The sequence below is a fragment of the Psychrobacter vallis genome (assembly GCF_904846715.1).
Classification (GTDB): domain Bacteria; phylum Pseudomonadota; class Gammaproteobacteria; order Pseudomonadales; family Moraxellaceae; genus Psychrobacter; species Psychrobacter vallis.
Window position 1 is genome coordinate 98,536 of the sequence record NZ_CAJHBU010000005.1, and the last position, 12,272, is coordinate 110,807.

Annotated in this window: 12 protein-coding genes; 6 read left to right on the top strand and 6 right to left on the bottom strand. The window is 44.0% G+C overall.

The window, feature by feature from the left end:
- Positions 1-235 precede the first annotated feature (235 nt).
- A complete protein-coding gene (locus JMY02_RS04980) occupies positions 236-1,303 on the top strand; it encodes a formate/nitrite transporter family protein (protein WP_201595886.1) in 1,068 nt (355 codons plus the stop codon).
- A gap of 299 nt (positions 1,304-1,602) precedes the next feature.
- Here JMY02_RS04980 and JMY02_RS04985 read toward each other — a convergent pair whose 3' ends face one another.
- The 6 genes from JMY02_RS04985 to JMY02_RS05010 form a co-directional block, all read right to left on the bottom strand.
- Positions 1,603-2,538 (bottom strand): bile acid:sodium symporter family protein, encoded by a 936-nt coding sequence (locus tag JMY02_RS04985; RefSeq protein ID WP_227678419.1) that lies wholly within the window; start codon positions 2,536-2,538, stop codon positions 1,603-1,605.
- Positions 2,539-2,843: 305 nt separating this feature from the next.
- The gene (locus tag JMY02_RS04990) at positions 2,844-3,347 is read right to left on the bottom strand and encodes a YbjQ family protein (protein ID WP_201595888.1); all 504 of its coding nucleotides are present in this window, start codon (positions 3,345-3,347) and stop codon (positions 2,844-2,846) included.
- 49 nt (positions 3,348-3,396) lie between these two features.
- Complete coding sequence (locus JMY02_RS04995) at positions 3,397-3,843, bottom strand: YbjQ family protein (RefSeq protein ID WP_201595890.1); 447 nt, start codon at positions 3,841-3,843, stop codon at positions 3,397-3,399.
- Between the two features lie 104 nt (positions 3,844-3,947).
- Entirely contained in the window at positions 3,948-4,505 is a 558-nt protein-coding gene (locus JMY02_RS05000) for a YecA/YgfB family protein (protein ID WP_021815423.1), read from the bottom strand.
- Positions 4,506-4,784: 279 nt separating this feature from the next.
- Positions 4,785-5,018 carry a PA3496 family putative envelope integrity protein gene (locus JMY02_RS05005; protein WP_021815424.1) on the bottom strand — a complete coding sequence of 78 codons (234 nt, stop codon included), beginning with the start codon at positions 5,016-5,018 and terminating at the stop codon, positions 4,785-4,787.
- A gap of 184 nt (positions 5,019-5,202) precedes the next feature.
- Positions 5,203-6,666, bottom strand: coding sequence for a hypothetical protein (locus JMY02_RS05010; protein ID WP_201595892.1), 1,464 nt, complete (start codon positions 6,664-6,666; stop codon positions 5,203-5,205).
- A 425-nt stretch (positions 6,667-7,091) separates the two neighbouring features.
- Between JMY02_RS05010 and serB the strand changes: the two genes are divergently transcribed.
- The 5 genes from serB to bioB all read left to right on the top strand — a co-directional run bounded on the left by serB (position 7,092) and on the right by bioB (position 12,227).
- Positions 7,092-8,273 (top strand): phosphoserine phosphatase SerB, encoded by a 1,182-nt coding sequence (serB, locus tag JMY02_RS05015; protein ID WP_201595894.1) that lies wholly within the window; start codon positions 7,092-7,094, stop codon positions 8,271-8,273.
- A 108-nt stretch (positions 8,274-8,381) separates the two neighbouring features.
- Positions 8,382-9,371, top strand: coding sequence for a DUF368 domain-containing protein (locus JMY02_RS05020; RefSeq protein ID WP_201595896.1), 990 nt, complete (start codon positions 8,382-8,384; stop codon positions 9,369-9,371).
- 330 nt (positions 9,372-9,701) lie between these two features.
- Positions 9,702-10,103: an AciT family ciprofloxacin tolerance protein gene (gene aciT / locus JMY02_RS05025; protein ID WP_227678420.1), complete on the top strand. Its 402-nt coding sequence runs from the start codon at positions 9,702-9,704 to the stop codon at positions 10,101-10,103.
- A gap of 261 nt (positions 10,104-10,364) precedes the next feature.
- Entirely contained in the window at positions 10,365-10,871 is a 507-nt protein-coding gene (locus tag JMY02_RS05030) for an SCP2 sterol-binding domain-containing protein (protein ID WP_201595898.1), read from the top strand.
- Between the two features lie 171 nt (positions 10,872-11,042).
- Entirely contained in the window at positions 11,043-12,227 is a 1,185-nt protein-coding gene (gene bioB / locus JMY02_RS05035) for a biotin synthase BioB (protein ID WP_201595899.1), read from the top strand.
- Positions 12,228-12,272: the final 45 nt, after the last annotated feature.

Below are 12,272 nucleotides of genomic sequence, written 5' to 3' on the forward strand. Positions count from 1 at the left end.
CGTGATTTTAACGCAGATAGCCAGATTTTGTTAGATGCTAAGGCAATTTATCAGGTTGGAAAAATGGTATTTAATTATTAATAACGCCAATCGACTAAATACTCAACAGAATAGGCCACCGTCATGCGTCATAATATCGGGTATCCATTTTATGTAGTATCGACTATAGAGTGATACTATCAAATATAAGCCATACGTCTATAATAAATACAATCCGATAAACAGCGAGCCGACCGTGTCCCAAGATACCGAGCATAAAAATAACTCTCAGGCTGATGATATAGTGGACAAGCGGCTCATGACTGATGCTGACAATCGTGAGTATAACGCCAAAGATGGACTTCCAGAGGACGACAGCAATACTCTAGGCATCATTGATACTACCGAGTCTTTAAAAGACGAGGATTTTTCTGAAGAGATCAGCCAACAAGACCGAGAAACCATCAAAAAGGTCGCGAGTGATGACAATGTAAGTCAAGCAAAAAGCTACGCCAGCATTTTGGTTGAGCAAGTGATGGATGCCAAAGAGACGTTTGAGCGCTCGCTTGGGTCACTATTTACCAGTGCCTTTACAGCAGGGCTTGAGATTGGTATCAGCTTCTTTATGATTCTGTCCGCTTTTGCGCTGCTCAGTGGCGTATTGCCCAGCCACTACGCGCTTGTACTCGCCTCTTTGCTTTATCCGATTGGCTTCATCGTCGTGGTCATTGGTCAGTCGCTATTATTTACCGAGCAAACCTCCCTTTTGAGCCTGCCTGTCCTCAATGGCATCGAACCTTTAACCAAACTGCTGCGTCTTTGGGGCATTGTCATCGCGGGCAACATCGTCGGTGGTTGTTTATTTGCCGCTTTGATGGTGGGTTTGGGCTTAAACATGCAGCTGTTTAGCGCGAGTGATATTGACGCTTATGCCGAGCATATTTTGGGATTTAGGTGGTGGGTGATATTTGGTAGCGCCATATTGGCAGGTTGGATGATGGGCATGACTGCATGGCTTGTCACCTCGGCACGCGACACACTGAGCCGTATCGTTTTGGTCAGCCTGATTACAGGTAGCATTGGGTTTTTGGGTTTGCATCACAGTATCGTTGGCAATATCGAGATATTTTCGGCATTGCTATATGGCAATACGGTCAGTTTGTGGCGTTACTTATTGTTTTTAGCGGTGGTTTTGATAGGCAACACCATAGGCGGTGTGGTATTCGTCGCAGTACTCAAAAACCGTACCTTTTTATTTGAAATCAGAAAAGTAAAAGAACAAACCGCAGAGACAAAAACTAAAATAGATGACCTTCGTCTTTAGGGCATGTCCTCAATCTGAACGATAGCGACTAAATGGGTTAAAAATGGCTAAATATTCGCCAAACTGCGTCAAATAGCTGGTTAATATCCCGATATTAACCAGCTATTTTCCTTGTTTGGCTTCAATTTATCTCATTTTTATAACCATTTTCAAAATGAGGACACGCCCTAGTATTTCACGTACAGGCGTTAGCAATAAACGCACGAACTCCCAAAACAAGCGTAAAACCTTAAACTTGTTCTGGGAGTTCGTGCTTAAACGATTTATCTCAATAGTGTACTTATTTTACTCACATCTACCTAAAGTCTGCGCGCGGCCAAAATGCCACTCTCTACTTCAGATTTTTTTAGTTTATTGTACTTGGCACTGAATACCCTGACTAAAATCCCTGCGGTTAAGAACATAATTAACGTATAAATGGCAGGCGTCAGCGACATTTTATAGTTGGCAAGTAACGTCAATGCCATAAATATCGACAAGGTGCTGTTCTGCAAGCCGACTTCTAGTGTCACTGACGCTCTTTGCGCTAAGTTTAAACCAAACCATTTACTGGTGTAGTAACCAAGCGCCATGGTAGAGAGATTTAATAATAAAGATACCGGTCCCGTGGCAAGGAAAGCCTCAACGATGATGTCTCTTTGAACATAGCTCAAAAAAGCCACTAAAAAGGCCAGAAATATAACGCCAAATCTAGACACGTACCGCTGCGAATTGTCCGCGACCTTTGGCGCAAAGCGTTTGATCAGCATACCAACACTAATAGGTACAATCGTCAGCAGCACCAAGGTAAGCACTGTCTTTAATACAGGCAATTGGAACTCGCTGCCCGCGCCCATAAAGTGAATCAATGAAAAGCTCAGAACGACAGGAATACTAAACACGGTGATGACGCTGGCAATCGCCGTCATAGTCACGGATAACGCCACATCACCTTTGGCCAAATAGGCAAATAAGTTGGAAGTTGTACCGCCTGGACATAATACCAATAACATGACGCCGACTGCATACTCAGGCTCAAGCGGCATGATATTTGCCAACGTAAAACCAATAATAGGTAACAGTAACAGCTGATTGGTCAAGCCAATACCGACAGCTTTTGGGTATTTTAGAACGCGTTTAAAATCGTTTGCGACGAGGGTCAGACCCATACCCATCATAATCAAAAATAGGCAAATAGGAATGACAACTGAATTTACTAACGTGACTATCTCAAGACTTTCCATAACTACATCCATGTAGATAAGACCCTGCTCTGGGTCAGTTTATGATAATGCCGTGATGCTTAATCAGCCAATCCTGCTGATTATTTTAGGTAAAAGCCATCAACGTCATCAGCGTTTTTGTGTGATGCTTTTTTGTACCGTACTATTTTTGCAGGACAACGAGGTACATGTCCCACCATAATTTTGGAACAAGGAAAGTAAGTATATCGTTGTGAAAGTCTCTTTATTTGCTTTATTCAACTACTCGCCAGTCAAATATGAAATATTGTCTTGTAAAATACATAAAGAATATGCGGATTAACATTTAAGCAGAAGGTCTAAATAGAGGATTTGGAATGAGCAATCGTAGAGCCAGCACCGTCGATACTGATGACCGCTGTGCCATAAGCAATGGCTTCTACCATGCTGCCCAATTGGTTGATGTTAGTAACCTCAAGGCGTACGCCATAAATATGCGTGTATCCTTTAGCGTTGGCCTCAGTACGCATACGTACGATAGCCTCACGGCGAGCACGATCTAATAATGTCTCATAAGTGGTTAAGTTTTTGCCAAACAAACTTAATACCCGAGCGATAATCATTTTAAAATAATCTTGGGCAATGACGACGCTGCCAAGCACCAACTCGCCCTCACTATCAGCCGCAAGCTTAGGACGATAAAAACGCTCGCTTGAGACAATAATATGAGCCAGCTCCTGCTCGGCAATGCTCAACTGCGCCAAATGCTGACGCTCATGACGCGACCCAAAAAACCAACCAGCGGCGAATAATAAAACAAATGGCGCATAGTTGATAAGAAATTGAGTGAGGGAGTTATTCATGACACGTCTCTTAATATAAAAAGCATCAATGCTTTTGAGATTTGGCTAATTAACCAAAAGGATTGAAACGTGGCAAATCATCTGTCGGCACAGGTGCTGGGGTTTGCGTCGGCGGGTATTGGTCAGATTGTTGATGACCATTCGTTGGCGGATTTTGATAAGACTGCAGTTGCATCGGTACGGCTTTGACAGCCGTACCATAAACAAACAGCTCAGAAGCGCCTTGCGCAATGCTAGAGGTCGAAAAGCGCAGACCAACGACGGCATCAGCGCCGAGTGCTTCGGCCTTGACAATCATCCGATCTATGGCTTCTTGACGCGACTCTTCTAGCAGCTCGGTATAAGCCGTCAACTCACCACCGACGATGTTTTTTAGGCCAGCAAACAAGTCTTTGCCGACATGCTTTGAGCGCACGGTACTGCCGTACACCACATCGAGGCGCTCGGTGATTTGATAGTTAGGCAAGTGCTCAAGGTTGGAGAGTTGCACAGTCATAGTACGCCCTTGTCGGTGACTTAATAGGATGATTCAAAAAACGTTAAACAGCGCTCACAACGAAACACATGGGGATCAGTCAGCGCCGCTCATCAGTTCAGTGGCTAATCATTGGTATGAAATAACAAAAACAATTCTGTCAAATTGCCTTCAATGCTATTGGCCATTTGCACCAATTTATCTTCATCTTTACGCATCTCAGCAAGCTCTGGATCTTCATCATCAATACCGCTCAATACAATCATGGGCAAGGTCAATACTGCCACATCTTCTGCGGTCTCTTCGTCTTCAAACCAATCGCTGGCTTCATCGCCATACATCGCATCTACAAAACCAATCGACCAAGCGACGATATCTGACTCATCTGAAAAATCGACTGCCACCTCTTCGTCACCCGCATCTTCGCCAAACGGCAATTCAATAGGCGTCTCGTTTTTTAGCTCAGCCATGATAGAGTCGCGCCAGCGCTTGATGCCATCGATGACATTGTCTGGAATCTCACTAACATGACCTTCAAACAATGCATCCATCCAATTGGGCAACGGACGCCCAATCACGGTGGCTGTCAAAAAGCCGTGAGCGGCAACACTATCAAGCACAAACTGGCTTTCTTGATTGTCCAAGTAGTCTAGTAATTCATCGAAACTTAATGGGTTACTCATATTGTTATTGTCCTTGAGAGAGTGCGTCACTCACCACAAACGCTTGGTTAAATGCCGTATAGCGGATAATCTGAAAATAAAGGTCATTTGGACAAAGTAGCCAAACAACCCTTATAAAATAAGAACGATTGAACAGAAGGGCTTGCTAGCAACCATAAAAAATCACTAAACAAGATATGATTAGCTTAACACAGTCCAATAAATATCTAGCAATAAAGAGCTTTAGTCGGCTCAAAAACTTTAGCCTCTATAACCCATATCATGAGTCAACGTTAACCACTAAAGATCATCGTCCCAGTCATCGCCATCTTCGTCGAAGTTATCGATATCATCTAGATCATCTTTTAGCTCTTTGGCGAGACGTTTTTCTTCTAACAAATTGTCTATTAATCGACGTTTCTCAAGGCTGCTCAAGCGTGTACGCACACTTGTTTCGGCCTCTTCTACCATCTTTGCATCATCATCGTCGACAAAATCATCATCAAAATCATCGTCAATATCAGCGTCACTCATGAAAAACTCCTGTCGTTTTTGGCAAACGTATTAATAATACATCAATATATATATGCCTTATAAAGTCTCTATTGAGCGTTGTCAATCCTTTTTATCACGATGATAGGTTTTGTGTTCAATACCAAGGCAGTAATATGGACAATATAACAGACAATTGTATATATATTAGTGAAAATAAGTACGGTTAACTGGGTGACTCTTGCTCATTTTCAATCATTAACACGGCATTACGTACGTCCGCCAAACGCTGAATCATTGCGTCATTACCGCCATCGAATATCGCACATTCGCGTTCATAGACAGTCGTTGGGCGCATGATGCTCTGCACTTGTACATGGTGACTGATTTGCTTGAGACCAGCATTCGGCAATAAAATCAGCATTTGCTCTTTTTTGCCGATACTGTCTAGCAGCTGGGTCATTACTTCCGATTGCGCATCATCACTGACGCCCGCTTTTGCCGGTAGCGCAAAGCGTGAGAGTTCGATGTGTTTATCGTGGATAATCTTATTCAGCATTAGATATAATTTGCCAAGCATCACCCCTGCTAGCGCGACTTTTGCATGGCTGTTGTCCGCTTTTAACAACACGCTAGCACCACTACCCTCAAAATGTGGTTCATTCATCACACCCACACCCAGCAACAAGGGTTGCTTAAGGAGCTCGGTGACGGCTTGGTTCAATAGCTGCGTACATAATGCCAGATAAGGCAAGCGCTGGGCGGGTGCGAGACGCTCAAGCATATTAAATTCGTCATGGAACACAATGTGCACTCTGACACTGTCCAATGACCGTGTGGCAGATAGTCGAGAGGCGCTACTAGACTTATGGTTACTACTGTTAGCACCGCTTATTTGATCTTGTTGACTATCCGCTGCTCGCACGTCAGCCGCATCTTCATCAGTGCTGGCAACAACACCTGTAGCATCACTCGCTACCGTTTGATGCTGCTGTGCTCTTAAATATTGATTGACTTCATTATGGACATCAAGCTTACGTACATGAGCTGAATCATCGCCCGTCTCACGCTCAGAAGGATTGCCAGTGCTTTCGCTATTCATGGAGTCGGTTGAACGGCTTTCACGATCATAGCGGCGTTGATCGATTTGCTGATATTGCTCACGATGCAAATCTTGAATTTCGCGGCTTAGGGCATTGATTTGTTCTTTGGTTGGGCGAGCAAGATAGCCATAAATTAACCACAATAATAAATGCAGCAGCATGGTGCCAATCACAAATGGCCACTGCATGGCGATAATCTCACCTTTGCTCACATCTTTCAAAGTCAAGGCTACGCTACCAATCACGGCATCACCTTTGGTGGCAATTTGACGAATGGTCTCACCTTGTTGCATAGGTGCATTACCAACAGGAACCAAAATTTCATCATTATTGTCTTTAATCAAAATCCGTGTGACGTCTTGTTCGCTGGTATAGCGATTGGCAATAACACTGAGACTGACACGGTCTTTGTTTTCTAGAGACAACCTTGCTTCATCAATCAGCTGGGCGACCATCTGCTCGCCTTTTAACGCACGACTTTCGCTCAGCTGCTGATCTGTACTAATGACCAATAGCAGAGTTTGCAAACAAAAACTAACCAGAAGAATAATGGCAAACAACCCTTGCCGCGGCGCTAAATACGTCATGATATGGTAAACTTTTTTAGATAAAAGAAATTAAAAAACAAGGCTATCGCTCATTTTTTGGCTAAGTTAAAAAAAACGGTACTACAAAACGGTTATTCAAAAGACAACTACTTAACATAAGCGGACGCATTTTGGGATGCTGCGAAAAATTCATACCAGTAGCACGGCATCTTTTTAAATTGGATCGACCACTGACACCCTTCATCTCCTCAGCCCATTCTCTCCACTATATCACCATAATAAACCTTGTAGCGTTAGCAACTTTATAAATTTATCACAATAAAGGTATTCAATTTTATCTGCTTTTTGAGTGACAATAGCGGTTTTTAGTGAACCATGATACTTTGCGTGTCCTCTATAGGCGCTGCCCAGTAAAACTGGTATTATTCCTAATCTTATATAAGCATACAAGGGACAATTGAGCCATGCCAAACAATACATCTTATTCGTTACCAAAAGACAGCAAAGCATGGCAACAAGCCGTCGATTCTATTGCGTCACTATTACCTGACGATACCAATTTGCAAGATTTTGATGCGCTACAGTCTCTGCCTGTTTTTGCCCTAATTGTCGTACTACCTAACAAAGTGTCAACGCTTGATATTCATCAATATGTGCAATCGTGGGTAGATGAGCAGCCAAGCTGGCATTTGGTCACTGTCGCAGAAGATACCGATGCAAGCTTTGTCAATATCACCGTTGCGGATACAGAGCCCATGGCAGGAGGCGCACAGCGTCTGCCTTTTACGCAATCGCAAGTATTCCGATACTTGCTGGTGCCAGTGACCGATACACTCATGCATCCAGGCAAAAAAACCGCAGCCGCTCACATTATCGATGACCAGCTGACGACACGCTTACGTCGTGATTTAACCGAAGAATATAAAAACACGAACAGTGCCAACAAATTAGATGTCGTCGATTGCCATATTTTATCTGTCGGTCATATGCTACGCACTCATAAGCTTGCCTGCTTTGATATGGATTCAACCTTAATCGAACAAGAAGTCATCGTCGAGCTGGCCAAAACTGCAGGTATTGGTGAGGAAGTCGCAGCGATCACTGAAGCGGCAATGCGCGGTGAGATGGAATTCGATGAGTCATTCGCGCAGCGTGTGGCGTTATTAAAAGGTATCTCAACCGACGTGCTTGATGACATATGCAGTCGCTTAACACTATCAACAGGGGCTCGCACCACGATCAGTGCGCTAAAAGCATTGGGCTATCATACGGTTCTGGTATCAGGCGGCTTTACTTATTTTGCGCGTTATATCGCTGAACAGTTGGGTATTGATGAAGTGCATGCCAACGCATTAGATATCGAAGAAGGTGAAGTAACCGGACATGTACAGTTGCCCATCATAAATGGTGCCAAAAAAGCCGCTATCGTCGAACATACGGCTCAGCGTTTGGGGATTGAGATGTCACAAGTCGTTTGCATTGGTGATGGTGCCAATGATTTACCGATGATGACCATTGCTGATTTAGGCGTCGCTTACCGTGCCAAGCCAATCGTCCAAGCAAGAGCAGATGCGGCTGTCAATGTGACGGGGCTTGAAGGCACACTTTATGCCCTTGGTTATCCATCGCTTGCGCCTACTCAGTAATCACTAAGCGCTCAAAATCAGAGTACAAACCAAAACCTAAGCCAAATTACGTTTTTTATCATTGGTATTAACCCTCAACACTTATTATTAGATAATGAAGGACTGTCCATGACGGTACCACAACCACCACTTCCAAACGAGCCGTCAGCGCCACAGCCATTGGATCAAGATACCACTCTTACGACGAGAGATACGCCAAAGCAGTTATGTGGTGTTTATATCAAAGGCATGGCCATGGGCGCAGCAGATATCGTGCCTGGCGTCTCTGGTGGTACCATTGCGCTGATTGCTGGTATTTATGAGCGCCTGATTAATGCGCTGAGTAGTATCGGCCCCAATCTTTGGCAAGTATTTCGGCAGCAAGGCGGTCTCAAAGGACTAATGGCTGTCTGGCGCCAAGTTGATGCAACATTTTTGCTTTTCCTGCTGCTAGGGATTGCCACCAGTTTTGCCACGCTAGCGGGTATTATCAAGTACCTGCTAGACAATGAGCCACTATTTATTTGGTCGTTCTTTTTTGGCTTGGTGGTCGCCACAGTCTTGATACTGTTGAGTGAAATTGAGCGCTGGAATATAGGACGGGCGGTACTATTCGCCGTTGGACTTGTCTTTGCAGTGATTGTTAGCAGCTTGCCTTTACTGACGGCCACGCCAAGTTTGCCGTATTTGTTTTTTGCAGGAGCAATTGCCATTTGTGCCATGATATTGCCAGGTATATCGGGGTCTTTTATCCTATTGCTATTGGGCGCTTATGACACGGTACTAGAAGCGGTACACACCCTTAATTTTGCGATCATCTTGACTGTCATGGCTGGCATGGTAACTGGGCTGTTGCTATTTACCCGCGCCCTTAAATGGTTGTTATCCCGCTACTATCAAGCAACCTTGGCGTTACTGACAGGCTTTATCGCCGGTTCTTTGGTCAAAGTGTGGCCGTGGAAAGTAGATGCGTTAGGTGCTCTAAACAGTGAGGCGGTGACTAACGTGATGCCATGGCAATATCCTACTGGTCCGCATTGGTTCATCACAATTGGCCTGATGCTACTGGGTGCCGTTCTGGTATCATTGTTGTCTTGGTGGGGCAACCGTCGCAGCTGATTTTATAAGAAGTATCCTTAAAGTATTTTTCTCAAAATCTCAGATACCATCAACCCCATATCAAATCAATATATAGCTAGCTCTGTACGACTGGGATAGATTTGAAAGAATATATCCCAGTCCGCCGACTCTTTTTATATCGACCTAACTATAAAAATAAGTGCCCAATCTTGCGGTACTTAGTCTCAAAATCTGTACTAAAAACCCCTCAAATACGCTAAAAAATCAAACGTCAACGGTTGTCGCAAAGTCGCCTCTCCCCCCTTTAGCTTTGTTCAGCAAGCTCTCATAATAGCCTTATTGGAATTCACCTTATGAATAGCGAGATGAATGATGTTACTGACTATATTTTCTGTTATTGGTGTCGATACGTGGAGCAGTGCCACAGTGCTGGGTTATGCCGTGCTGGCAGGTTTGGTAATGGCACTCGCCTTATCATCACAACGTTGGCTGCTTTGGTACTTATTCGGTGGTATGGCATATTGGCTAGCGGTCGAAGCCATCCAATACGTACTAGCAAATCGTCCTATGCTGTCAGCTTTATCGGAGTGGCATCGCTATGTCATTGCCATGGGTATCAGTTGGTTGCCGCTGTTGGGTTGGGTATTGTATCGGGCACTTCGTTATGAGGATGTCAGTAAATCAGTGCAGCAGCAGCGCGCATTGGAAGCTGCACGTTATATCGAACATACCCCTGTCTATGACGACGATTATCAGCCACGCTTTCATTAAGCTATAGTCAGGTCAACATAAAACAAGGTCAGCGAGACTGGGAGAAATTTGTCCCAGTCTTGCGTTATCATATATCCGTTTTATTTATTATCGACAGAATAACTATGTTCATTCATTGCAATGTTACAAGATACTTAACGCTCTCTACGTAACTACTAAAGAATTGAGACTTATTAATCGTTTATAATCTATTTATATATTTGTCACAAAAATTGTTATAAAGTACGCGTTATTTTGCGTCTCATTGTTAGGAGTTCAATTATGTTTACTGTTCCTGTATTAGATATTAAGTCTGATCCGCTAGATGTGTTGCTGGCTGTGATTGGCTATCGTTTGTCGATGCTGGCTGATAGCAATGATGAAGCGGTCGAAGCACTATTTGCAGATCGTCAAGTCACAATCGAGTTTGCCAGTGCCGAATCTGATGTCGCTCGTCACTTTAGCTTTGACAATGGTGAGTTTAGCCAGCGTAGTGGTCATGCCGAAAAAGCCGACCTGACTATCACCTTTAAAGACTCTATGACTGGTGTTAAGCTTTTGACCAAAGGCGATTTGCCTGCATTTATGACTGCTGTACAAGAAGGCAATCTGAGCATTGAGGGCGACTATAGCCTAATGATGTGGTTTAATAAGCTGGCCAAACACATCGTGCCAACGATCCCTGATGAATATCAACCCTATGTCCAAAAAGCCAAACCATATGCTTATAAAGCACAGAAGTTTACCAACCATTGGATTGGTGTCGCCAAGCACAAACTGGGCAAATAAACCCAGTCTAATGATTGAATAGCTATAAATACTATATCCTAGTGTTCTGACTTTCCAAAAAGGTTGCGTTATACTATACCGCAACCTTTTTATTATCTTAAAAATGACAATAGACAAAAGTATTTGGATTTATCTGATACCGTTTAATATTATTGTAAAAGGACTTATATCATGGCAGGATTACTTAGCATCTCAGAACCTAACGCCAGTAACCCCACTGACCCACTTGGCAATCAAATTAATCAAATGAATAATCAAGCCAGCACCAACAATGATTTTTTGGCCAGCTTAGCAACCGACGCGATTAATACCGACCAACAAACTATGAATACATACAACCGTGCAGACATCGCGCAACTGTTTGACTTGCCTTTGATGGATTTGTTATTAAAAGCGCAAACGATTCATCGAGCGCATTTTACCGCCAATGAAGTTCAGATCAGCACTTTGCTGTCTATTAAAACCGGCAACTGTCCTGAAGATTGTGGTTACTGCTCACAATCCGGGCATCACCGTGACACAACCAAATTGCAAGCAGAAAAACGCTTAGAAATTGACAAAGTGATTGCCGCCGCCAAACGTGCCAAAGCCACTGGTTCATCACGTTTTTGTATGGGAGCGGCGTGGAAGCATCCAAGCGCTAAAGACATGCCTTATGTGGTAGAACTGGTCAAAGAGGTAAAGGCGTTGGGGCTTGAGACGTGTATGACGCTTGGTATGCTCGACACCAATCAAGCGACGCAACTTGCGGATGCAGGGCTAGATTATTACAATCATAACCTAGATACCTCGCGCAGCTATTATGAGCAAGTCGTCAGCACACGTAGCTATGACGAGCGCCTTGATACGATAGAGAACGTGCGCAACTCCGGCATCAATGTTTGTAGTGGTAATATTGTGGGCATGGGCGAAAGTCGCGACGATCGCATTGACTGGGTACATGAGCTGCTCAAAATGCCCAAAGCGCCAGAATCTATTCCTGTCAATTTATTGGTTCCTATCGCAGGGACACCCATTGGAGATCGGGTGATTGCAGAGGGTCAGCTATCCGTACTTGAATGGATACGTACTATCGCTGTGACTCGTATTTGCTGCCCGACCAGTTATGTTCGTCTGTCTGCTGGACGTGAAAGCTTATCTGACTCTGAGCAAGCGTTGGCCTTTATGGCGGGTGCCAATTCGTTCTTTTACGGTGATAAGCTATTGACCACAGGAAACGCCAGTCAATCAGGTGACGACAGACTCATGCGTGAGCTTGGTCTAACCAAGCAGTTTGCTGCACCCAGAGCGCCTAAGCAAGTACCTGTCATGGATGCGATGAGCGGTCATCAATCACAAGTGGTATTGGCAGAGTAGTTTTTGTACTTTGTATAACGCTACTATTATTGGATAATCTGCGCT

Bases quoted from the DNA above. Each gene is read 5' to 3' on its own strand.
- JMY02_RS05000 (WP_021815423.1), bottom strand. From the start codon at position 4,505: ATGAGTAACCCATTAAGTTTCGATGAATTACTAGACTACTTGGACAAT.
- aciT (WP_227678420.1), top strand. From the start codon at position 9,702: ATGATGTTACTGACTATATTTTCTGTTATTGGTGTCGATACGTGGAGC.
- bioB (WP_201595899.1), top strand. From the start codon at position 11,043: ATGGCAGGATTACTTAGCATCTCAGAACCTAACGCCAGTAACCCCACT.
- JMY02_RS04990 (WP_201595888.1), bottom strand. From the start codon at position 3,347: ATGAATAACTCCCTCACTCAATTTCTTATCAACTATGCGCCATTTGTT.
- serB (WP_201595894.1), top strand. From the start codon at position 7,092: ATGCCAAACAATACATCTTATTCGTTACCAAAAGACAGCAAAGCATGG.
- JMY02_RS04985 (WP_227678419.1), bottom strand. From the start codon at position 2,538: ATGGATGTAGTTATGGAAAGTCTTGAGATAGTCACGTTAGTAAATTCA.
- JMY02_RS05020 (WP_201595896.1), top strand. From the start codon at position 8,382: ATGACGGTACCACAACCACCACTTCCAAACGAGCCGTCAGCGCCACAG.
- JMY02_RS05005 (WP_021815424.1), bottom strand. From the start codon at position 5,018: ATGAGTGACGCTGATATTGACGATGATTTTGATGATGATTTTGTCGAC.
- JMY02_RS05030 (WP_201595898.1), top strand. From the start codon at position 10,365: ATGTTTACTGTTCCTGTATTAGATATTAAGTCTGATCCGCTAGATGTG.
- JMY02_RS05010 (WP_201595892.1), bottom strand. From the start codon at position 6,666: ATGACGTATTTAGCGCCGCGGCAAGGGTTGTTTGCCATTATTCTTCTG.
- JMY02_RS04995 (WP_201595890.1), bottom strand. From the start codon at position 3,843: ATGACTGTGCAACTCTCCAACCTTGAGCACTTGCCTAACTATCAAATC.